The organism is Pseudoalteromonas peptidolytica (assembly GCF_012641745.1).
Lineage (GTDB): Bacteria > Pseudomonadota > Gammaproteobacteria > Enterobacterales > Alteromonadaceae > Pseudoalteromonas > Pseudoalteromonas peptidolytica.
Map to the genome: position 1 here is coordinate 74,869 of NZ_WEHZ01000004.1, position 22,708 is coordinate 97,576.

The window sequence follows — 22,708 nt, forward strand, 5'->3', positions numbered from 1 at the left end:
TAGGGGGTGAAATGGTGGCCCCACCTGGACTCGAACCAGGGACCTACCGATTATGAGTCGGGTGCTCTAACCAACTGAGCTATAGGGCCATTTTGTGTTTTAAGTGCTCATTAAATTCATCCATGAAGCAATATCCTGTCGGCGTCCTGCCTCCACCTCATCAAGCTGCGAAGCGGTGCTTTGGTCTTGATTCGCCCAACTGAGCTATAGGGCCATTTTGTGTTTTTGCGCGTAACATTCGTCCATGAAGCTTGGTTCCGGTCTCGGATTCAACGCTCAGGTTCGCTGCGCTAATATCCCTTTGCTTCCTCGACGTAAACTTTCTTTGAAAGTTTACCCAACTGAGCTATAGGGCTATTTTGCTTTGTGGTTTAAAGGTAAATCACTGAAAGCGCAGGCAGTATAAAAATTTTTAACAGGCTTGTCACTATTAAAACGAGAAAAAATCGAGATGAATGTACTGATTGCTTAATTATGAAGCAAAGTGGAGTGTGAAGTAGCTTTTGCAGTAGAGATAGAATGAATTTTAGCGTCAGAAAGGTCGTGCTTTTCTCGCTCGCCGAGGAGCGGTGGCCGTAAAAATGATTGGCTTAGTTTAGCTTTTTCAAATGTTATGTCGATAGGAACGAACAAGCTTGTTCCTATTAGTATTCTTAAATTTATATTTTTGAGTGGTTATGCAGCCGCTACCGTCTTTCGAAGAAATTTCACTGATTTTTGTAGGGAGTAAGGTGTGAATGGGGTATTACTGTAACGCAGATAAAAGAAGCCGACGTAGTGTCGGCCTCTTTTAGGAGAACGAATTAGGTTATTGGTGCATGCCTAGTTTTTTCTCTAGGTAGTGGATATTCGTACCACCGTTTTGGAAGTTCTCGTCTGATAGAATCTTCTTGTGCAGCGGGGTATTGGTTTTAATCCCGTCAATCACTAGCTCATTCAGTGCGTTTTTAGCGCGAGCAATTGCAACATCACGGTTTTCACCATAAGTGATTAACTTACCGATCATTGAGTCGTAATGTGGCGGTACCGTGTAATCTGCGTAGATATGACTGTCCCAACGGATCCCAAGGCCACCTGCTGGATGGAAGCGTGTGATCTTACCCGGTGAAGGAATAAAACTGTCAGGGTCTTCAGCGTTAATACGGCACTCAATTGCATGACCTCGGATCACCACGTCATCTTGTGTAATAGAAAGTGGTTGGCCAGCAGCAATCTTAAGTTGCTCCTTGATTAAGTCTACGCCAGTGACCATTTCTGTTACTGGGTGCTCAACCTGAATACGGGTGTTCATTTCAATGAAGTAGAACTCACCGTTTTCGTATAAGAATTCAAATGTACCAGCACCGCGATAGCCGATTTCGATACATGCACGAGTACAGCGATCACCAATGTATTTACGCATTTCTGCAGTGATCCCTGGCGCAGGAGCTTCTTCCACTACTTTTTGGTGACGACGCTGCATTGAACAGTCACGCTCACCTAAATGGATTGCATTACCTTGACCGTCAGCCAGTACTTGTACTTCGATGTGGCGTGGGTTTTCTAGGAATTTTTCCATGTAAACCATACCATTGCCAAAGAACTGCTTAGCTTCTTGTTGCGTCAACGCAATTGAGTCAACCAGCTCTTTTTCGCTACGCACGACACGCATACCACGGCCACCACCGCCGCCTGCGGCTTTGATAATAACAGGGTAGCCAATGCGCTTGGCAATCTGCATATTGCGATCGTTATCTTCGGTTAACGGGCCATCAGAACCAGGAACACAAGGAACACCCGCTTTTCTCATGGCTTCAATAGCAGAAACTTTATCACCCATTAAGCGAATCGTGTCGCCTTTTGGACCGATAAAAATAAAGCCGCTTTGCTCAACTTGGTCGGCAAAGTCTGCATTTTCAGAAAGAAAACCGTAACCTGGGTGAATAGCAACGGCGTCAGTTACTTCTGCAGCTGCAATAATACGCGGAATATCAAGGTAGCTTTCACTTGCTGCTGGTTTGCCGATACAAATGGTTTCATCCGCAAGAAGAACGTGTTTTAGGTCACGATCGGCTGTTGAGTGTACAGCAACCGTCTTAATACCTAGCTCCTTGCAGGCACGCAATACACGAAGGGCAATTTCACCTCGGTTTGCAATGACTACTTTATCTAACATAACGTTGACCTTCTGCGTAATTATTCGATGATGAATAGCGGTTGGTCGAATTCTACTGGCTCACCGTTTTCAATTAAGATTGCTTTAACCACACCAGCTTTGTCTGATTCGATTTGGTTCATCATCTTCATTGCTTCAACGATACAAAGCGTGTCGCCAACATTTACTTTTGAACCTACTTCTACGTATGCTGCTGCTGTTGGAGATGAAGCTGAATAGAAAGTACCAACCATAGGTGACTTAACTTGGTGACCAGCTGGCGCTGCACTTTCTGGCGCTGCCGCTTCAGCAGCAGGTGCTGCAACAGGAGCGGCTGGTGCCGGTGCCGCTGGTGCTGCCATGTACTGTTGAGGTTGAGCGTAAACTGGTGCATTACTGTGGCGATTAATACGTACTGATTCTTCACCTTCTGTAATTTCTAGTTCTGCAATACCTGATTCTTCTACTAGTTCGATAAGTTTTTTGATCTTGCGAATATCCATACAATGACCCGCCTGTTAGTTAATTTGAGTTATTTTGTTTTCGCAGTTGCGCCAGTGCAGCATCGAGTGCTGCGCGATAGCCCAACGCGCCTAATCCACATATCACGCCTTCCGCCACGTCAGAAAAATAAGACTTGCGGCGAAATGGTTCTCTTTTGTGTACATTTGTGATGTGCACTTCATAAAAGGGGATGTCTACACTGAGTAAGGCATCTCTAAGCGCAATGCTAGTATGTGTGAATGCGGCAGGATTGATAATAATCGCATCGCATTGTCCATACTGTGCATGAATGGCCTCAATAAGCTCTGCTTCACTGTTACTTTGAATGTGTGACAACTCTACTTGCTGATTTTGTGCATAGTCAGTGAGCGCATCGACAATCTCATTGAGTGTCTGCGTACCATAGGTGCTGGTTTCACGACGACCTAACATATTTAAATTAGGTCCGTTTACTAATAAAATCTTTAATTTTGCAGACATTTTACGTGAACTTCCTTTAAGTAAAGCGTTAGACAAAAAATTGTACTGTATGGCTTGTTAACTTATGCCTAATTTCAGCAAATAGCAAATATTTCTCTATTTCGTCGAGTATTATAGAGAGTTCGCGGTAAATAGCAGCAAAATACTGGTCTAATGAGAAGGGTAAGGGAGCAAGATAGCTTGCTCCCAAAATGGCTACTTTGCGTCCTGCTTAGCCTTGTCTAGGTGAGCTGCAAAGTCTTTTGCATCTAAAAAGCCGGTGACGCGATGTGCTGGCATCTCGTTGCCTTGGCTATCAAAAATTAAAATGGTGGGTAAGCCAAATACCGTAAACGCTTCCATGATCTCTTGGGTATTATCATTAGCTTTGGTTAAGTCGAGTTTTAATAACTCGTAGTCTTTAAACTGTGCTTGTACCTCGGGAGTTGGGAAGGTGTACTTCTCGAACTCTTTACAGGCCACACACCAATCAGCATATAAATCCACAATTGGCACTTTACCTTTAGCATTAGCCTCTGCAATGGCTACTTCAAGCGCAGCTAGGTCTGGCAGTAATTTAAACTTTTTTTCTGCCGATGCGGCTTCAGTTTGAGTGGTTACTGCATTAACTACTGGCTTAGGTGCTGGAAAAAAACTGCTTTTTAAGGCAAATAAGCCAACGATAAATAAAGTGATAGCAAAACCCCACAGAGTGGTTTTACCTTTACTCGTTTGCAATTGGCTTTGCCAGTAATGTAAGTAAAGTGCTGTTGCAACGGCAAGGCCACCAGCCAAAGCAATGATCACGGTAGCATCAAGGATGCGCTCTAGCAGGATGAGTGGTACAAATAGCATCACAAAACCAAATAGCGTCTTGACCTGATCCATCCAGCCTCCAGCTTTTGGTAGTAACTTACCACCAGAAGTACCTAGCAATAATAGCGGTAAGCCCATGCCCAAACTCAGTGCATAGAGTGTTAGCGCACCGACAACATAATCGCCACTTTGCGCGACAAACAGGAGAGCACCAGACAAAGGTGCGGTGGTACAAGGGGATGCAATAAGGCCCGATAAGACACCCATTACAAACACACCCCAATAATTGCCGCCTTTTTGTTTGTTACTGAGCTGGGTGAGTTTATCCATCATGCTGCTTGGTAGGCGGATCTCGTATAGCCCAAACATTGATAGCGCGAGTGCAACGAACAAGATACTAAAGCTGATAAGTACCGCAGGATGCTGCAAGTAGCCTTGAATTTGGCCACCAAAGTAAGCAACAACAAGGCCAAGTGCGGCATAGGTAACGGCCATGCCTTGTACATAAACAAAAGATAAACTGAACGCTTTTTTAGTTGAAAGCCCCTGTTGACCTGCGATTAAGCTCGACAAAATAGGGAACATGGGGAACACACAGGGAGTAAAAGCAAGCCCAATACCAAGACCAAAGAACGTCAAAATATTTGCAAGCAAGCTGCGCTGCATTAATTGCTCAGTAAAAGACAAATTGTCGTCATCCACAGGACGGCTTGTGTTTTGAATCTCAGCGTCTGTCTCTGGAGCTTTGTTTGATGTGGCTTTTGGCTGTTCTCCTGCAATCGTGCTTAACGGCACTTCAACGATTTCTGGTGGGTAACAAAGCCCAGCTTCTGCACAGCCTTGATAGCGGATTTTTACAACCGCTCCAGGTTGAATATTATCGAGTTTAGAAATAACAGATAAATGATTGAAAAAGACTTCAGTGCGGCCAAAAAACTCATCCTCAATCATCACGCCTTTTTCTAACTCTGGCACTTTGATGTCGGCTTGTTTGGCGATGATTTGCAGATTTTTCTTATACAAGTAATAGCCATCAGCGATGTCCCAACCGACAAACAATGTTTTTCCTTGTTGGTCAAAATCAAACTTAAATGCTTCGTTTACAGGTAAAAAGGTTTGTTGCTTTGGCGCTAACAAGCTGTCTAGCACAGCATTATTTGCCTGTGCTGGAAGCCATATTAACAGCGAAAAAAGAACTACTAAGAGTCGCATTACAATAGTACCTCGTCCATCCATTTAAAATAAGCTAGGTTGCCACTAGTAACATCCACAACTTGAATTTCAGGGACATCATAGCTGTGAAGATCACGAATAGCAGCCATCACTTGCTCTAGTTTTTCGGATTTTGTCTTAATTAACAGCTTGGTTTCGCGCGCGTGCTCCACCTGACCTTCCCAAACATAAATAGATTCTACTTCTGGGATTAGGTTCACACACGCTGCGAGTTTTTGCTCTACAAGTTGCGCTGCAATTTTACGTGCTTCGGTAACGGATCCGCATGTAGATAAGACGAGTTTATATCTTATACCCATAGCTATTTCCATTTTAGGGTTGGTAATGGCATCTTAGCGGATAGCGCCTCTTTTCTAAAGCGTCTAACTTGCATCGCTTGAATTAAGACCTTGGCACCCATATTTATCTTTCGTAGATTTGGAGAAAGTATGTTTAGATTCTTATTTATTTTATTTATTGCCATTCCGATTATTGAAATTGCGTTGCTGATCCAAGTCAGCGAGGTAATAGGCGGGTTTGCGACGATTGCCCTTGTGATAGCAACCGCCATTCTAGGTGCGAGACTTGTCAAACAGCAAGGCTTGGGAGCTTACGTTAATGTTCAACAGCAGATGTCCCGAGGACAGTTGCCTGCTCAAGATTTGTTTACCGGCTTGTGTGTGATCATCGCTGGTGTTTTGTTAATGACGCCTGGGATCATGACCGACGTACTAGGGTTTTTACTGTTAACACCCGCAGTTAGAAAAAAGCTGGCGCAGTCACTGCTGGCCCATGCCACCGTAAAAGTGCAAACAGGCATGCACTCAGGTCAGTCACCGTTTGCTAATCAATCACGCGAAGAACGTGCGGAACAGCAGGAAGAAATTAGAGATCCATTTAAAAATCAATCGGGTAGAAATTCTTCAACAACGATTGAAGGTGAATACGAAAGAAAAGACTAAAATTTTTTAGTTTTTTCTCTTGGGTTTTAATTTGCCCATCCCCATAAATGAAAGCAATTAAAATTGCGTGTGTTAACCACAACCTGTGGATGTAACACCGCCTTAAAAAAGCATTATTTCTGTCATTGTTCAGAAACTGTTAGGAGAACTATATAAATGAACATTCGTCCTTTACATGATCGCGTCATTGTTAAGCGTCTTGAAGAAGAAACAAAGTCAGCTGGCGGCATTGTGTTAACCGGTTCTGCGGCTGAAAAGTCTTCACGTGGTGAAGTGGTTGCAGTAGGCAACGGCCGCGTGTTGGACAATGGTGAAACTAAAGCATTACAAGTAAAAGCGGGCGACACAGTGTTGTTCGGCTCTTACATCGAAAAGACTGAAAAGATCGAAGGTCAAGAGTACTTGATCATGCGTGAAGATAACATCTTAGGCATCGTAGAATAATTAATACTTTTTAGTTTAATCGACAACAGAATTTAAGAGGAATTTATAACATGGCAGCTAAAGAAGTTCGTTTTGCAGGTGACGCTCGTACAAAAATGCTTAAAGGCGTAAACGTACTAGCAGATGCAGTAAAAGTAACACTAGGTCCAAAAGGCCGTAACGTTGTTTTAGAAAAATCATTCGGCGCACCAACTATCACCAAAGACGGTGTATCTGTTGCAAAAGAGATTGAGCTTGAAGACAAGTTCGAAAACATGGGCGCACAGATGGTTAAAGAAGTTGCGTCTAAAGCAAATGACGCAGCGGGTGACGGTACAACTACTGCGACTGTTCTTGCTCAAGCTATCGTGAATGAGGGTCTTAAGTCAGTTGCTGCTGGTATGAACCCAATGGACCTTAAGCGTGGTATCGACAAAGCAGTTATCGCTGCAGTTGAAGAGTTAAAAACGCTTTCAGTACCTTGTTCAGACGCAAAAGCGATTGCACAGGTTGGTACTATTTCAGCTAACTCTGACAAAGAGATTGGTGACATCATTGCTGAAGCAATGGAAAAAGTAGGTCGTGAGTCTGGCGTTATCACTGTAGAAGAAGGCCAGTCACTACAGAACGAACTAGATGTAGTTGAAGGTATGCAGTTTGACCGTGGTTACCTATCACCATATTTCATCAACAACGCTGAAAAAGGCCAAGTTGAGCTAGATAACCCACATATCCTGCTAGTAGACAAGAAGGTTTCAAACATTCGTGAACTTCTGCCTACACTAGAAGCAGTTGCTAAAACAAGCAAGCCGCTACTAATCATTGCAGAAGACCTTGAAGGTGAAGCGCTGGCTACTCTGGTTGTAAACAACATGCGTGGTATCGTGAAAGTTGCTGCTGTTAAAGCGCCTGGTTTTGGTGATCGCCGTAAAGCGATGCTACAAGACATCGCTATTCTAACTGGTGGTACAGTTATCTCTGAGGAGATTGGTCTTGAGCTTGAGAAAGCTACGGTTGAAGACTTAGGTACAGCTAAGCGCGTGGTTATCACTAAAGATGATACAACTATCATCGACGGTGCCGGCGAGCAAGAAGCTATCGATGGTCGTGTATCACAGATCAAAGCACAAATCGAGGAAGCAACTTCTGACTACGACAAAGAGAAGCTACAAGAGCGCATGGCAAAACTTGCTGGCGGTGTTGCAGTAATCAAAGTTGGCGCAGCAACTGAAGTTGAAATGAAAGAAAAGAAAGACCGCGTAGAAGATGCACTACACGCAACTCGCGCAGCGGTTGAAGAAGGCGTAGTACCTGGTGGTGGTGTTGCACTAGTTCGTGTAGCAAGCAAGATTGAGTCGCTAACTGGTGACAACGAAGACCAGAACCACGGTATTAAAGTGGCACTTCGTGCGATGGAAGCACCACTTCGTCAAATCGTTTCAAACGCAGGTGACGAAGCATCAGTTGTTGTTAATGCAGTTAAAGGCGGTGAAGGTAACTACGGTTACAACGCAGCAACTGGCGAGTACAGCGACATGATTGAAATGGGTATCCTAGACCCAACTAAAGTAACGCGTTCTGCACTACAGTTCGCAGCATCAGTAGCTGGTCTTATGATCACTACAGAAGCTATGGTTGCTGAAATCCCGAAAGAAGAGCCAGCTGCTCCAGATATGGGCGGCATGGGCGGCATGGGTGGTATGGGCGGCATGATGTGATAAACATCATCTCCTAAGCATCTCGCTTCAAAACCCAGCTTCGGCTGGGTTTTTGCTTTTGAGCAATACAAGATATGTATTTAATACCAATCAAACTTAATACTTGCTCAATTTGAAGAAGTAAATCTGACGCTAAAAATTTCTTATTTAGAGCAACTAAACAGCAAAATTTTTGCCTTGCCTATACGGATGCAAGTACCTTAGCGATATCAGGACGCGGTAGCAGGGTTATCGACAAGGTTTTCTCGTCTTAAAATAGACTACTTAATTAAGATAATTAGCATAACTTTACTCGACAAAACTGAGAACATTTACCAATAACGTCGGTCTTACTATTATATTGATGAAAATGTAGCTAATTGTCACACTGCGTAAAAGGGTGTGATCCTGCTTTACTTCGTATTGATAAAGAGTAAGGTGGTGATAGAGCTTGAAGGAGATCTAAAGATGAAATTACCAATGACATTAGTTGCCCTGTGTCTGACACCATTATTTGTAAATGCAGGTGAAGTTTCGGTGACTTGGAAAGACTTTAAAGAGTACCGTGATGTGCGCCCAGGTAATGAAACACGCGGGTCCTTTTATGAGCGTGTGGAGAAGCAATTTACCAAGCATATGGAGGAGTTAGCTGAGCAGTTGCCGGAAGGTTATAAACTAGCAGTTAGCTTCGATGAAATAGACCTAGCTGGTGATGTACATTATGGAATATCAGATATTCGTGTGATAAAGCCGATCCATTTTCCGCGTTTAGAAATTAGCTACCAGCTAACGGATCAAGCAGGTAAAACTATTGCACAAGAAAACGCAGTAAAATTAAAAGACATGTCGTTTATGGATAGAATCAAACGCGGCTTAGATGAATCTTTTTATTATGAGAAGCGTTTGTTGACAGAATGGTTTGAAGACGACCTGATGAAAAAAGTGAGTTTATAAATGAACTTTAGGCGCTCTTATTAGATAAGGTTGCACGCAGCGTTTTGGCTGCGTGTTTACGTATAGTGTTATTTAAACGTCGCGAGTAGCTGCAATAGAGATTGGAGCTTTTTAACCACCAACGCCAGTTTTTGCTCGTCAATTTCTTCAGTTTTAGATAGACCTTCAACATCGGCTGCAACATCTAAAACATATGGCTTAAAGCGCTTAGCTTCAAACGTAAATCCCGCTTCTTCTGTAAATAGTGCTTTAAACTTACCGTGGCCTTGCTGTTGCAAGTCATCAAGCTTTTTATCCGCATCTAGTGCTTGGCGGTATACGATCTTGAGGTTTTCATTGAGTTTTTCGATAACGGCTTGCATGGTCAGTCCTAATCGCCCTACTAAAAGCGCTTATTTTAAGGGTTTCATTTACAAATGTCAGGTGTAAATCTACTCTTTTAAAGGTAGTAAAAAGGGATTGGAAATTTATCTCAAAATTTACCCTAAAGGTTTAGCTTTGTATGCCGATACCTTATCTGATCCATCAAAAAGTTAGGTAATCACTTATGAATATTTCCGGAAGTAACCTACCTGCTATGTCTGGAGCGAGTCAAAGTGGCGAAGTATACAGCGCTGCATTGGCAAAAAAGCAACAGAAAGCAGATGGACAAGCCGCGCTTGCATTAATTGAATCTGCGGGTAACAGTGCTGCTGCACAAACACCTGCTAAATCAGTAACTGCAACGTTAGGCAACAACATCAACACATACGCTTAATTGCTATGAGTTGATGGCACGTTGTCTTCGGTTGTCCGATAGCTATGTGCAAAAGCAATCGGTGCTAGGGTCATTAGCACCGATTTTTTGCGCTCTTAACCGAGTAAATCTAGGTCAACCGGCGTTTTACTTGGCTGACCGCCAATCTCTCGCACTAATTTAGGCACTAAAAATCCAGGCAACGTTTCTAAAAGCTCAGCCATAAGGGCTTTGGCTTCTGCTTCTTCAACATCGAAGTGGCTAGCCCCTTCTACTTTATCAAGCAAATGCAAATAATAAGGCAGTATATCCGCATCGAATAAGGCTTCACTCAATTGGGCTTGAGTTGCAGCATCGTTGTTAATTCCCTTGAGCAGTACAGCTTGGTTCAGTAAAGTCACATTTGCTTGTTTTAGCTGTTTCATTGCGGCTTTAAAGTGTTTGTCAATTTCATTCGGGTGGTTGATATGGTTAACCAAAATCACCTTTAAATGACTCTGTGCTAAACGTTGGCATAATGCCTCGGTTATTCTCGTTGGGATCACCACTGGTAGGCGGCTATGAATACGCAAACGTTTGATTTGTGGTATCGTCTCTAATTGTTCTAACACCCAAGCTATCATGTCGTCTTTGGCCATCAGCGGATCACCGCCGCTTAAGATCACCTCATTGATTTCAGGGTGGGTGCGTAGGTAATCAAACACTGGGGCTAAGGTGCGTTTATTGACCTGATTATCTTGATAAGGAAAGTGGCGTCGAAAGCAGTAACGGCAGTTGACCGCACAGCCGGTTTTGAGCATGAGTAATACTCGAGAGCGATACTTATGTAGCAGCCCCGGCACTGGAGCGTCCTGTTCTTCGAGTGGATCTTTACTAAATCCCGCTTCGGTTAAATATTCCTGATGTACCGGCAGCACTTGTAATAGCAAAGGATCGTAACGATCTCCGTGGCGCATTTTATCAATAAATGGGCGTGGTACTCGCATAGGAAACAAGCGCTTAGCTGCAAAGTCTCGTGCATTAAAATGGTCTTGCAACCCTAGGATGTTAAGTAGCTCCTGTGGGTCAGTGACAACATTTGCTAATTCTTTTTGCCAGTTAGTCTGCAAATTTACTTCATTTATTTGTATCATTAGCAGGTTAATTACTCGAATATACGTAGATTAGAGGATACGATGGCGAATTATAGCACCAACGAGTTCAAGGGCGGTCTAAAAATTATGATCGATGGCGAGCCTTGTTCTATCTTAGAAAATGAAATGGTCAAGCCTGGCAAAGGACAAGCGTTTAACCGCGTTAAGATCCGCAAGCTTATCTCAGGTAAAGTATTAGAAAAAACATTTAAGTCTGGTGATTCAGTTGAAGGTGCAGACGTTATAGACACAGATCTTGCTTACCTATATACAGATGGTGAGTTCTGGCACTTTATGAATAACGACACGTTTGAACAAATCGCTGCGGATGAAAAAGCGGTAGGCGAGAACGTAAAATGGCTCGTTGAAAATGACGTTTGTACTATTACGCTTTGGAACGGCAACCCAATTGCTGTAACGCCGCCAAATTTTGTTGAGCTTGAGATCACCGAGACGGATCCTGGCCTGAAAGGTGACACCGCAGGTACTGGTGGTAAGCCTGCCACATTGAGCACGGGTGCTGTTGTACGCGTTCCTTTGTTTGTTCAAATTGGTGAAGTGATTAAAGTTGACACGCGCAGTGGCGAATACGTTAGCCGCGTAAAATAAATATCACATCAACCTAAGTTGTTACACCATTTGTCTTAATGCTTTCTTAGTTTGAAAGAGTGATAAGCTGCAAAGAGTTGCCTTAATGGTAATAAAATGCGCTAACTGCGCTATCAACAAGGCTTTTTGGCCTTTAAGTAAAGCGCTATATAAGACAAATAGGCATTGATAAATCCCAGCATTAAGCTGGGATTTTATTGGAGTAGAAATAATGGTAAATGATTGGCAGCCGAGCGCAAGCATAGAAACGCTAAGACATAGAGCCGCGATTTTAGCGAAAATACGGCAGTTTTTCGCAGCCCGAGAGGTAATGGAGGTAGAAACCCCAAGCCTCTCGCAGGCCTCAGTAACCGATCCCCATTTAGATACTTTCCATACACGTTTTGTTGGCCCAAATCATAGCCAAGGGTTGCCACTGTACTTACAAACTTCTCCAGAGTATGCCATGAAAAGGTTATTGGCAGCTGGAAGTGGCTCTATTTTTCAGCTTGGCAAAGCATTTCGTAATGAAGAGTCTGGCCGTCATCATAATCCAGAGTTCACTATGCTTGAGTATTATCAGGTGGGCTATGATGAATTTGAGCTAATGTCTGAATTAGATGAATTGATGCAGTATTTACTAGACTGTCCTGCAAGTGAGTCAATCAGCTATCAGCAGGCGTTTATTACCTATCTTGGGTTTGACCCACTAGCTATCTCTTTAAGCGACTTAAAAAAGCATGCCGAGCAGCGTGGTTATGGTGATATAGCCGCGATTGAAAATAACCCAGATACATTGCTACAGTTGTTGTTCTGTATGGAGATTGAGCCGCAAATTGGCCAACGAGTTCCGTGTTTTGTATATAATTTTCCTGCATCACAAGCTGCGCTTGCCAAGCTCAACCCGAAAGATAATCGAGTTGCTGGGCGCTTCGAGCTGTATTATCAAAATATGGAACTGGCAAATGGTTTTAATGAGTTAACCGACGCAGCCGAGCAGCGTGCCCGTTTTATGCAAGATAATCAGCTAAGAGCAGAAATGGGGCTTGATGCTGTTCCTGTCGATGAGCGTCTACTCGCAGCTCTTGATGCAGGCATTCCTGATTGTGCCGGCGTTGCGGTGGGAGTAGATAGATTGGTAATGCTGGCACTAAACAAAACGACCATAAGTGAAGTAATCAGTTTTGATGTTTCGCGGGCTTAACGCACCGCGAAACATCTGGGGTAAGAGCAAATAGTGATCCTAAGTTTAGGCTATTTATGTGAAACAAACCGTTTCAGCTCTTTTTGGGTTGTTTCTGTAAGTTTTTGGGCGCTTTGACATTCAGCCAATGCACTATCTATTTGCGATTTTGAGTGCTGCCCCAATTCAACAATTTGCTGCACAGCTTGATGGGTGTGCTTTTGTGTCTCTTCCAGTTGGTGCACTGCGCTGACAATTTCTTCCAATTGTGCTTGATTGCGCTCAAAATCATCACTCATTGAGATAAAGCCATTGGATGTCTCACTAATGGCTTTTTCGGCAGAAACCGAGTGTGAAATAAGTTGCTCTGATTCTTGATTGGTTTCGCCAACAAGTACGTTCATCTTATTGATAAAGTCACTAATTTGGCGTGTGGCGTCATTTACTTTGACGGAGAGTGCTCTTACCTCATCGGCAACCACGGCAAACCCTCGACCTGCTTCTCCTGCTCGGGCAGCTTCAATCGCGGCGTTGAGCGCAAGTAAATTAGTCTGATCCGAAAACTCTTCAACCATTTTTAGGATACTGCGGATATTTTCGCTGTTCTCTTTTAGCCCCAGCACCGTCGATGAAAAGTTACCAAGCAGTGTGGTGATTTGTTTTACTTCAGCTACCAATTTAGTGACGGTTTGTGATGAGCCTCTCACGAAGTGCAGGCTCTCTGTATTGGCCTGATATACTTGATCCGTATTGTGAACAATGCTTTGTAAGCTATGGCTAACCTGATCAGAGGCTGCAATGATGGTATCGCCCTGACTTAACTGCTGCTGACCGTAGCTTGCGGTACTTTGCATTGATGCTGTGACATCATGATTGCTTTGGGTTGCAGCAGCGGCACTTTGATAGGTCTTTTCTAATAGTTCGCTTAAATGAGTGGTAAAAGAATTGTATTGTTCGCTGAGATCTCTAAATTCGTCAAAGGTAAACTGAGGCAATTTGGCATCTAAATTACCATCTTGGCGGTTAATTCGCTCTAATGACTCTTTCATTGCTTGTACTGGGCGGACAATTAAAAAGCGCATGTAGAACACAGTAAAACCAAATGCTGCAATAATCACAATAGCTAGCAGCCAGAATGCGGCCAGACTGGCGTCGGCGCTCACCAGCTCAGAATAAAGCCAAATCAAGCTAATGATTTGAAAAAGCAGTAAAAATCCTAGGTTACCAACTATTTTACGAGTGAGTGTGAAGAAAAAGGTTTCTTCGATAAAATTATAAATGCGCATATATAAACTCATATTGGGCTCATCATTGTGCCACTTTATTTGTCTCAGTATAGATGAGCTAAATGGAATAACAATGCTAAAGCGATCAACTAGTTACTCTTTTGGAGTGGCATAAGCACCAATCCGTTGTAAATACATTTTTGTCTGGCATGGGTAATTGGTAAAAATACCATCTACACCATAATCAATCATCATATCTATGTCTTGTTGTTTATCGACCGTATAGGCAAATACCTTAAGGCCTCTAGACTTTGCATCCAACACATACTCATGGTTGATAAAATTCTTGTCCATATGAATGCTGTAAGCATGCAGTGATCCGGCAAATTGCGCATAGTGGATTGGAATAGAAGCGGTCAGTGCGCCAATTCTCACCCAAGGCAACTTTTGCTTCAACCATAGCAGTTGATGATGATCGAATGATGAAATGAGCAACTGCTCACGGTTGATAATACCCTGTTGAATATGCGCTTCAATGTAGGAAACAAATTTATCCAAACCAAAAGTATGCTTAAGCTCTAAATTAATATCAGTTCGCGTACCAATGGTAGTAAACACTTGTTGCAAAGTGGGAATTTTTTGTCCTTTACCCGCATCCAGCGTTGCTAAGTAAGCTTGGCTTTGTTCATTCACTCTGCCGACGCCATTTGTGGTTCTATCAAGCCAAGTATCATGAATAATCGCGTAATCATCTGCGCAGCTTTGCACATCTAACTCTATACCATCAACACCAATATCTAACGCTGCCTCTATAGCTGCAAGCGTATTTTCGGGGTAACTGCCACTGGCTCCACGATGCGCTAAGACTTGAATCATGCTTTTTTCCTTGTAATAGACCAAGTTTCAAAACAGGCTGCACTAACGACTAACAAGCCACCGAATAATGTTGTTAGCGTTAGCGTCTCGTGTAACAGAATATAAGCTAACAGTGTTCCATACAATGGCTGTAAACAAGAAATTAATCCGGCTGTGGTAGCAGATAAATGTCTTAAACTTGAGGCAAATAAAGCATGAGGAATAGCCGTAAATACAACCCCAGCTAGCAGAATGAGTGAAATGTTTTGCGGCGAAACGTGCTGTGGTGGCACGTCAACAAACGCAATGAGCAGCAAACAAGCTACCAGCGTTTGATACAGCATAGTGTGTGGCCCGCTATAGTGTGAAAAAAATTGTTTTTGTAATAGGTTGCGTAGTGCAAATAGCGCGCCTGAGAATATCCCAGTAATAATACCCAGTGTGACTTGATTACCAAGGTTAGCTTCAGGCAACAGTAAGTATATCCCCAGCAATACTGTTGATGCACTGATAATATCTTTGAGTTGTATTTGTTTGCGATTAAATAATGGCTCTAAAAATACAGTGATCACCGGGTAAGTAAAAAATGCGATGATCCCGATAGCAACGCCAGCCATTTGCATACCGGCAAAATAAGTAACCCAATGCAGCCCAACAATTGCGCCGAGCATAATCGCGACTAGATAATCTCGTTGATTGTGTAGTTTTATAGGCTGGCGTTGCAGTTTTAATAAAATAAGTAACACAATGAAAGCAATAGCTGCGCGATAAACAGTAATATCAAGTGCTGATAGTGAAATCAATTTTGAAAATAATGCTGTTCCACCAAACAATAAAACGGCACTATGGAGCGACAGTAAAGCGGATTGTTTCGGTTGCATAAAAAATTATTTTGGCTTTTTTTAGCAGTCTACAAGATTGCGAACACTTGTCACTCCACATCGAACAATAAAAGTAAAACAACATTAAAATAATGAGCGGGAGAACGTGGTGGCCATTACCACAGATCACACTTTAGTAGAAAAACGGCGCTCCTTTTGGGATGCCGGTCCATTGATATTCTCAATTTTTTATTTCTTTCCTTTGGCTTTTAGTTGGACACAAGAAGGGAGCGTTAACCTTGTCGCGCAGCTGTTGATTTATCTCGGATTTGTCTGGCTGTATTGGCAGAGTATTGCCAAAACCGGCATTGCTTTAATTACCCTTTTGTCACTGATGACGTTACTGTGTATTGTTGGCAGTTTGGCGACAACCGGTACTAGCTCGTTATTTGGTTTTGTTGCTTTTTTTTGCGGTTTTAGTTTACAGGGTAAATACAAAGTTTATGGATTTTTTGGGCTACTCATATCGATTTTGTTTACCTCCCATTTTATCATACCAGCGCATACGATTTATTTTTTAATGCCTGCCATTTGTGTTTCATTGGGGCTATTTATCTTTGGCTGGGTAACGCATAGAGAGCGAGTACATCGTCAGTTGCAGCGTCAAAGTGAGCAAGAGATAAAACGCCTAGGCGCCGTTGCTGAGCGAGAACGAATTGCACGAGATTTACATGATTTACTCGGGCATTCATTGAGTTCTATTGCATTAAAGGCTGAGCTTGCCAGTAAGTTTGCTGCTGCACAGGCGTACGAGCAAGCGCAATCTGAGGCCCTTCAGGTCGCTGAGCTTGCACGAGAAGCACTGAGCGAAGTACGCCAGGCCGTTACTGGTTATCATCAACTGGCATTAGACGCACAACTTCATATTATGGCCTCGCGGCTGAAAGATAAGGGAATTGCTGTGTCGCTAAACCTGAATGCGGTGGAAATAGATAAAGAAAAAGAAGCGAGCTTGTGTTTTTTTGCCAAAGAGGTATGTACCAATATTATCCGCCATAGCGATGCCGACAAAGTGAGTGTGCAACTGCAACAAACGCAACAGGGCATATCAGTTGAAATTAAAGACAATGGTTCAGTGAAGAGTATTAAAGAAGGGAATGGATTAATGGGGATCCGAGCGCGTTTAAAGGAGTGTGGTGGTCAGTTGGTTTATCACACAGAGCAAGGTGGATATTTTAAAGCTGTTATTGAGGTAGATTTATGATCCGCGTGTTTATTGTTGAAGATCAAGCATTAGTTAGAGGTGCTATCGTTGCACTTTTAAGTTTAGATCAGGATATTGAAGTAATAGGAGATGCTGAAAATGGTCAGGTTGCCAAAGAAAAACTCAAGTCTTTAAGCCCAGATGTTGTGCTGACCGATATAGAGATGCCTCATATTACAGGACTTGAGCTTGCCCAGCATTTGCAACAAACACAGCCTAACTGCAAAGTGGTCATCATGACAACCTTTTCCAAAGCAGGCTACATTCGCCGCGCAATTACACTAGGAGTGAATGGCTTTGTTTTGAAAGAAGCGCCAAGCGAGTACTTACTATCAACCTTAAAAAAAGTGATGAATGGGCAAAAGGTAATTGATCCTGAGCTGGCTTTATATGCACTTGAAGATGCTGATCCTTTGACAGATAAAGAACGCAGGGCATTACGATTGGCAGGAGAGGGCTTAAAAACGACGGAAATTGCAGCTCAATTATTCTTAAGTGACGGAACCGTAAGAAATTATCTTTCGGATGCTATCGCCAAATTACATGCGACAAATCGAATTGATGCAGCAAGGATCGCGAAGCAAAAAGGGTGGCTGTAAGGTATTGTAATAGCATATATTCACTTAATACTTCAAAATAATGTTAAGCAGTACTATACTGCGCTACTTCACAAAGTAATGATAATGTATTAATTTTGAGTGTTGTTGATGGATCCTAAATTCCTTATTCAAGTAACCGCAATTACCACGGTGGTTTGCACTGTATTTATGGCGGTAAACTGGTTTATTAATAAGGCTCTCCCAGGCACTCGAGATTGGCTGTGTTTTATTGCATTGACGGGGATTGGATGTGGGCTGCTGGCTGCCTATACATTACCCGTCACATTTTCTATTTTTATTCCTAATTTAGCCATAGCAATAGGTTTATTCTATCTTACTCGGGGTGTGGACGCCTTTTTTGCAGTTCAGAGTAACTATATGCCTTGGTATGTGCTTGGGGCTATCGGAATTCCAAGTTTTAGTTATTTCTTATACGTAGACTTTAATTTTATTGCACGGGTCATACTCAATTATTTGGTGTGGGCAATGGCAATGATTTATTGTTTAAGAGCGCTAAATCAAGGCCAAAAGTTGTTATCAAAAGACTTTACTGTGGCACATTGGGCATTTGGTTTATCTTGTTTTAGCCTGCTGTTGGTATTTACCTTCAGGGCTGTCATGTTAGGTAGCTACTCAGTAACAGATAGCTTAGTGTCAGCAAATTGGGTTAATCAATTCTTCTCCGTGTCAGTAAGCACTATGCCATTGTTGCTATGCTTTTCACTTTGTCTGTTGTGTAGTAGCCGTCGTGAAAAAGAATTGCAAAGCTTGAAAACGGCTGCTGAACAGTCAGCTCAAATCAAAGGCCAGTTTTTAACCCTGCTAAGTCATGAATTAAGAACACCGTTAAATGCCATTGTTGGGCACGCAGAATCACTTAAAAAGGTTCCGCGTGAGCCTGCTCGTCATGCTGAACTGTGTGATGTGATAGTTCATGCTGCGATGTCGATGTCTGATTTAGCCAATCAAGTGCTGCTACAGGCAAAGGGCGAGTATGCAGCACAAAACCGCGTGCCTTTCTCCCTTTATAGTCTTGCTCAAGAGCTAGTACGTTTATTACAGCCCCTCGCATTAGCAAAGGGCCTGAGTTTGAAGGTGGAAGTCAAAGGTTTATATCCGCAGGATGTGCATGTTGTAGAGCAAGATACGTTAGCACTGATACTAAGAAATTTGCTTTCAAATGCGATAAAATATACCGACAAAGGGTGTATTACGCTAAGCCTTGAAGGCGCAGCTAGAGAAGACGATAAGCAAGCGATTCGGTTTGCTATTCGCGATACAGGAAAAGGCTTAACTGAGGCACAAATAGAAAGAATTTTTGAACCCTTCGTCACTCTCGACAGCGAACAATCTATCTCACATAGTGCCGGGATTGGTTTGGCGCTCTGTAAACAACTATTACATGGGCTAGCAGCGAACTTGGACGTAAAAAGTCAGTTAGGACAAGGAACTGAGTTTAGCTTTGAATTAACTTGCCAATGTAGTAACACGCCAATACAGCAAGGTCAGTTGAGTGCGGAAAAACTGCCATTGAATGTATTGGTTGTTGAGGATAATGCAATAAATGTTGAGGTGATCAGCAATTACCTAAATGATATGGTTACGCAGTTTTCTCTAGTTAAAAGCTTGGCAGAGGCTGAAGTTACTCTACTTGCGCATCATTTTGATATTGTTTTATTAGATATGCATTTACCTGATGGGCATGGCCTTGAGTGGTTCAAAACTCGATTTACTGAAATTGGTTTTACGAAAAAAGTCAAAGTAATCGCGTTGACAGGTGATGGCGACCCTGAATTGAAAAGGCGATGCTTACAAGCTGGTATGCAGGATTGTTTAACAAAGCCGGTGATGCCAAGTCGTCTCTATGCGGTATTAGAAAGCTCAACGATCAAACAAGTTTCCTCCATTGAGCGCAAAGTGTTGATTGACCGGCCTAAATTTTTAGAGCTTGTACACAGTGAAGCATCGGGAGTTTTAGCAACCAAACTGATGTACCTTGCAGATAGATTTGAATATGAAATTGCCCAGATAAAGGGGTTAATTGAGCTAGATGTTCAGGATTTGGCAGCAGAAAAGCTGCATTATATCGAGGCCGAAGCGCAGAACTTTGGCATGATAAACTTAGTCGAACATATTCAAAGCTTACAATCTCAGTTACTACAAACTGGTTCGACAATAGATTGGGATACACTCGCTGCTGTGGCTCGTCAGTCTGTTGAGCGTCTATTAGAGTTACATGCACAGCTGGTAACCCCACAGAGTCATTCAAATCAGGCAGTGAATTTATCAGCATAATAGGCTTCATCTGGTGTTATGTAGGTTATTTATTTTGTATGTTTTCATGCAAATAGCACTGTAGTTAAAGTATAAGCTTTTGATATTATTAAATATAGGCAAGGTTAGTTTTTGCATGAAAATGGGGGATATAACTTCACTCACTTTTCGGATGACTTAACCGATTTAAGCTATGACTCAAAAGGTTGGTTTTTAAATATCGTTGGTAAATTTTAGCCAAAGGCTTGAATTGATAATTATCATCAAGCCGATATATGAACTTATTTTGAATTCGCATACTGTGTTCACTGATAATTAATGCGAGTGCTGTTATTTTGGGTTAAAATAACAGCATAGCTTATTTAACAAGACAGTAATGCCAAAACAGGATCCCTATCTCGATAGAGAACAGCAAAAATACGACAACCCCGTACCCAGTCGCGAATTTATCTTAGAACACATTAAAAGCGCGGCCAAACCTCCTTCTTTCTCTCAACTGTGTTTCGACTTAAAAGTGCTAGACGAAGAGCGTCAAGTCGCACTTAAACGCCGCTTGCGCGCGATGGAGCGAGATGGTCAGTTACACTTCAATAAATTCAAGTGTTACACCATTCCAAGCGATGATGGCTTAGTGAAAGGCCGTGTTGTTGGCCATCGTGACGGCTTTGGCTTTTTAGAAGTGGAAGGCGAACCCAAAGATTGGTTTATCACTAAATATCAGATGGAGCGAGTGCTACATGGCGATTGGGTGCTAGCTAAAGCTGGTAGCCGAGGGTCGGGTGGTAAGGTTGAGGCACGCATTGTCCGCGTGCTTGAAAAAGAACGAGCCCCTGTAGTCGGTCGGTATTTTGTTGAGTTTGGCATGGCGGTAGTGGTGCCAGAAGATCCGCGTATTACGCAAGATATTATCATAGTACCAGGTCAAGAAAATGGTGCTCGCCATAATCAAATGGTGCAAGTAGAGATCACTCAAAGTCCAAGTAAGCAAATGAATGCAATGGGCAAAGTGCTTGAAGTATTAGGTGACCATATGGCACCTGGTATGGAAATTGAAGTGGCACTACGTAATCACGATATTCCTCATGAATGGCTAAGTGAAGTTGAAGCACAAGTAGCAAATCTTGGTGAGTTTGTTGAAGAGTCAGCTAAACAAGGTCGTGTTGATCTGCGCGAGTTGCCGTTAGTAACCATTGATGGCGAAGATGCCCGGGACTTTGACGATGCGGTATATTGTGAGCGTAAAAAGTCAGGTGGCTGGCGTTTATGGGTGGCCATTGCTGATGTTTCTCACTATGTAGGTAAAGGCACTGCGCTTGACAAAGAAGCGATAGAGCGTGGAAATTCTGTGTATTTCCCTGAGCAAGTTGTGCCTATGCTTCCAAAGGTGCTGTCCAACGGCTTGTGCTCGCTAAACCCAAAAGTTGACCGTTTGTGTATGGTCGCTGAAATGACAGTGTCTGAAGCTGGTCGCTTATCGGGCTATCGTTTTTACGAAGCAGTGATGAACTCTCACGCCCGTTTAACGTACACCAAAGTTCATGCGATTTTACAAGGCGATGAAAAACTGAGGGCTGATTATCAGCCACTTGTGCCTCATCTCACAGAGCTTCATAACATGTATATGGCGCTCAAAGCGGCAAGGCAGGAGCGTGGTGCAATTGAGTTTGAAACCCTAGAAACACGTTTTGTTTTTAACGCGCATCGTAAGATTGACTCTATTGTGCCTGTTGTTAGAAACGACGCCCATAAGTTGATTGAAGAATGTATGATCTTGGCGAATGTGTCTGCGGCAAAGCTATTGGAAAAACACGAAGCCCATAGTTTGTACCGTGTTCATGATGAGCCAGATCCTGAAAGGTTGAGCCAGTTTAGACAATTCTTGCAAGACTTGGGTATTGAAAGCCAATTACCTAACGATCCGTCGCCAGAGGAGTTGACGCAAGCGCTTGAGTCATTGGGAGATCGCCCTGAAAAAGAATTGATCCAAACCATGTTACTGCGCTCAATGAAGCAAGCAGTATATCAGCCAGAAAATATTGGTCACTTTGGTTTGGCATTAAAAGCCTATGCCCACTTTACTTCACCGATCCGTCGTTACCCAGATTTAGTCGTGCATCGTGCGATCAAAGGCATCTTGCAGCAACAAGAGCAACCCGTGAGTGGCGCTTATATTTATAACGAAGATGAAGTAAAACAACTCGGTGAGCAGTGCTCAATGACAGAGCGCCGCGCTGATGACGCGACCCGTGAAGTTGCTGATTGGCTTAAATGTGAGTTTATGCAAGACCATGTTGGTGATGAGTTTACTGGTGTGATCTCGTCAGTTACCAACTTTGGCTTATTTGTCAGGCTGGACGATTTGCAGATTGACGGTATGATCCATGTCAGCAATTTGGGTCATGAATACTTCCATTTTGATGCAGCTAAGCAGTGCTTGATTGGAGAGCATAGCCGTACTGTGTTTAGGTTGGGCGATAAGCTTAATGTCGTGGTTGCTTCGGTGAGCTTAGATGACCGCCGGATCAATTTAGCATTAGCCGAAGAAGGTCAACAAGACAGATACGCAAGACGAAGAAAGTCAGCTAAGGGTGCTGCTGGTAGTGTTCGTGCACAACTTAAAGCAGGCAAGATCCCTGAGACTAAACGCCGTGATGAGACTGACTCGGTAAATGGCAAAGATAAAGGGGCTGGAAAGTCTAAAAAGCGGAAGAAGACAACGCCAAAAGGTGAGCTTAAAAAAGCGAAAAAAGCCGGTACGCTGAAATCGAAAAAGAAATCGAGCAGCAAAAAAACGAAAGGGGCGAAAAGCAAAGCAAAACGTCCTGGTAAAAATGAAAGAAATCGCAGTAAAAAAGCACAATAAATCTA

Annotated in this window: 21 protein-coding genes and 1 tRNA gene; 11 read left to right on the plus strand and 11 right to left on the minus strand. The window is 42.9% G+C overall.

The window, feature by feature from the left end; all coding sequences use genetic code 11:
• Nucleotides 1–12 precede the first annotated feature (12 nt).
• From F9Y84_RS03915 to cutA, 6 genes are all read right to left on the minus strand, one after another.
• A tRNA-Ile gene (locus tag F9Y84_RS03915) sits at nt 13–89 on the minus strand.
• A gap of 719 nt (nt 90–808) precedes the next feature.
• The gene (accC, locus tag F9Y84_RS03920) at nt 809–2,155 is read right to left on the minus strand and encodes an acetyl-CoA carboxylase biotin carboxylase subunit (protein ID WP_125251013.1); all 1,347 of its coding nucleotides are present in this window, start codon (nt 2,153–2,155) and stop codon (nt 809–811) included.
• Nucleotides 2,156–2,175: 20 nt separating this feature from the next.
• On the minus strand, nt 2,176–2,637 hold the full coding sequence (gene accB / locus F9Y84_RS03925) for an acetyl-CoA carboxylase biotin carboxyl carrier protein (protein WP_147389017.1): 462 nt from the start codon (nt 2,635–2,637) through the stop codon (nt 2,176–2,178).
• Between the two features lie 19 nt (nt 2,638–2,656).
• Nucleotides 2,657–3,118, minus strand: a complete 462-nt coding sequence (gene aroQ / locus F9Y84_RS03930; RefSeq protein WP_147389018.1) for a type II 3-dehydroquinate dehydratase — start codon at nt 3,116–3,118, stop codon at nt 2,657–2,659.
• Between the two features lie 195 nt (nt 3,119–3,313).
• Nucleotides 3,314–5,125, minus strand: a complete 1,812-nt coding sequence (locus F9Y84_RS03935) for a protein-disulfide reductase DsbD (protein WP_147389019.1) — start codon at nt 5,123–5,125, stop codon at nt 3,314–3,316.
• Nucleotides 5,125–5,445: a divalent-cation tolerance protein CutA gene (gene cutA, locus F9Y84_RS03940; RefSeq protein WP_147389020.1), complete on the minus strand. Its 321-nt coding sequence runs from the start codon at nt 5,443–5,445 to the stop codon at nt 5,125–5,127. The genes F9Y84_RS03935 and cutA overlap by 1 nt, the downstream gene beginning before the upstream one ends.
• A 129-nt stretch (nt 5,446–5,574) precedes the next feature.
• Between cutA and F9Y84_RS03945 the strand changes: the two genes are divergently transcribed.
• The 4 genes from F9Y84_RS03945 to F9Y84_RS03960 all read left to right on the plus strand — a co-directional run bounded on the left by F9Y84_RS03945 (nt 5,575) and on the right by F9Y84_RS03960 (nt 9,161).
• Complete coding sequence (locus tag F9Y84_RS03945) at nt 5,575–6,087, plus strand: FxsA family protein (RefSeq protein WP_147389021.1); 513 nt, start codon at nt 5,575–5,577, stop codon at nt 6,085–6,087.
• A gap of 156 nt (nt 6,088–6,243) precedes the next feature.
• Nucleotides 6,244–6,531 (plus strand): co-chaperone GroES, encoded by a 288-nt coding sequence (locus F9Y84_RS03950; RefSeq protein ID WP_010368755.1) that lies wholly within the window; start codon nt 6,244–6,246, stop codon nt 6,529–6,531.
• Nucleotides 6,532–6,581: 50 nt separating this feature from the next.
• Nucleotides 6,582–8,228 carry a chaperonin GroEL gene (groL, locus tag F9Y84_RS03955; protein WP_125251019.1) on the plus strand — a complete coding sequence of 549 codons (1,647 nt, stop codon included), beginning with the start codon at nt 6,582–6,584 and terminating at the stop codon, nt 8,226–8,228.
• 420 nt (nt 8,229–8,648) lie between these two features.
• The gene (locus F9Y84_RS03960) at nt 8,649–9,161 is read left to right on the plus strand and encodes a DUF3016 domain-containing protein (protein ID WP_128732686.1); all 513 of its coding nucleotides are present in this window, start codon (nt 8,649–8,651) and stop codon (nt 9,159–9,161) included.
• 68 nt (nt 9,162–9,229) lie between these two features.
• Here F9Y84_RS03960 and F9Y84_RS03965 read toward each other — a convergent pair whose 3' ends face one another.
• Entirely contained in the window at nt 9,230–9,523 is a 294-nt protein-coding gene (locus tag F9Y84_RS03965) for a prephenate dehydrogenase (protein ID WP_125251022.1), read from the minus strand.
• Between the two features lie 185 nt (nt 9,524–9,708).
• Between F9Y84_RS03965 and F9Y84_RS03970 the strand changes: the two genes are divergently transcribed.
• The gene (locus F9Y84_RS03970) at nt 9,709–9,918 is read left to right on the plus strand and encodes a hypothetical protein (protein ID WP_125251023.1); all 210 of its coding nucleotides are present in this window, start codon (nt 9,709–9,711) and stop codon (nt 9,916–9,918) included.
• Between the two features lie 95 nt (nt 9,919–10,013).
• On the opposite strand, the gene epmB is transcribed toward F9Y84_RS03970, so the two are convergent.
• Entirely contained in the window at nt 10,014–11,030 is a 1,017-nt protein-coding gene (gene epmB / locus F9Y84_RS03975) for an EF-P beta-lysylation protein EpmB (RefSeq protein WP_147389022.1), read from the minus strand.
• 42 nt (nt 11,031–11,072) lie between these two features.
• On the opposite strand from epmB, the gene efp reads away from it, so the two are divergent.
• On the plus strand, nt 11,073–11,639 hold the full coding sequence (gene efp, locus F9Y84_RS03980) for an elongation factor P (RefSeq protein ID WP_125251025.1): 567 nt from the start codon (nt 11,073–11,075) through the stop codon (nt 11,637–11,639).
• A 208-nt stretch (nt 11,640–11,847) separates the two neighbouring features.
• On the plus strand, nt 11,848–12,822 hold the full coding sequence (epmA, locus tag F9Y84_RS03985) for an elongation factor P--(R)-beta-lysine ligase (RefSeq protein ID WP_147389023.1): 975 nt from the start codon (nt 11,848–11,850) through the stop codon (nt 12,820–12,822).
• Between the two features lie 50 nt (nt 12,823–12,872).
• Here epmA and F9Y84_RS03990 read toward each other — a convergent pair whose 3' ends face one another.
• From F9Y84_RS03990 to F9Y84_RS04000, 3 genes are all read right to left on the minus strand, one after another.
• Nucleotides 12,873–14,087, minus strand: coding sequence for a methyl-accepting chemotaxis protein (locus tag F9Y84_RS03990; RefSeq protein WP_125251102.1), 1,215 nt, complete (start codon nt 14,085–14,087; stop codon nt 12,873–12,875).
• Between the two features lie 93 nt (nt 14,088–14,180).
• Nucleotides 14,181–14,903 (minus strand): glycerophosphodiester phosphodiesterase, encoded by a 723-nt coding sequence (locus tag F9Y84_RS03995; protein WP_125251026.1) that lies wholly within the window; start codon nt 14,901–14,903, stop codon nt 14,181–14,183.
• Nucleotides 14,900–15,763: a DMT family transporter gene (locus tag F9Y84_RS04000; protein ID WP_147389024.1), complete on the minus strand. Its 864-nt coding sequence runs from the start codon at nt 15,761–15,763 to the stop codon at nt 14,900–14,902. The genes F9Y84_RS03995 and F9Y84_RS04000 overlap by 4 nt, the downstream gene beginning before the upstream one ends.
• A 109-nt stretch (nt 15,764–15,872) precedes the next feature.
• On the opposite strand from F9Y84_RS04000, the gene F9Y84_RS22510 reads away from it, so the two are divergent.
• From F9Y84_RS22510 to rnr, 4 genes are all read left to right on the plus strand, one after another.
• Entirely contained in the window at nt 15,873–16,967 is a 1,095-nt protein-coding gene (locus F9Y84_RS22510) for a sensor histidine kinase (protein WP_147389025.1), read from the plus strand.
• Nucleotides 16,964–17,566: a response regulator transcription factor gene (locus F9Y84_RS04010; protein ID WP_147389026.1), complete on the plus strand. Its 603-nt coding sequence runs from the start codon at nt 16,964–16,966 to the stop codon at nt 17,564–17,566. Before F9Y84_RS22510 ends, F9Y84_RS04010 begins: the two co-directional genes overlap by 4 nt.
• Nucleotides 17,567–17,674: 108 nt before the next feature.
• A complete protein-coding gene (locus F9Y84_RS04015) occupies nt 17,675–19,861 on the plus strand; it encodes an ATP-binding protein (protein WP_147389027.1) in 2,187 nt (728 codons plus the stop codon).
• Nucleotides 19,862–20,216: 355 nt separating this feature from the next.
• Entirely contained in the window at nt 20,217–22,703 is a 2,487-nt protein-coding gene (gene rnr / locus F9Y84_RS04020; protein ID WP_147389028.1) for a ribonuclease R, read from the plus strand.
• The last annotated feature ends 5 nt before the right edge of the window (nt 22,704–22,708 follow it).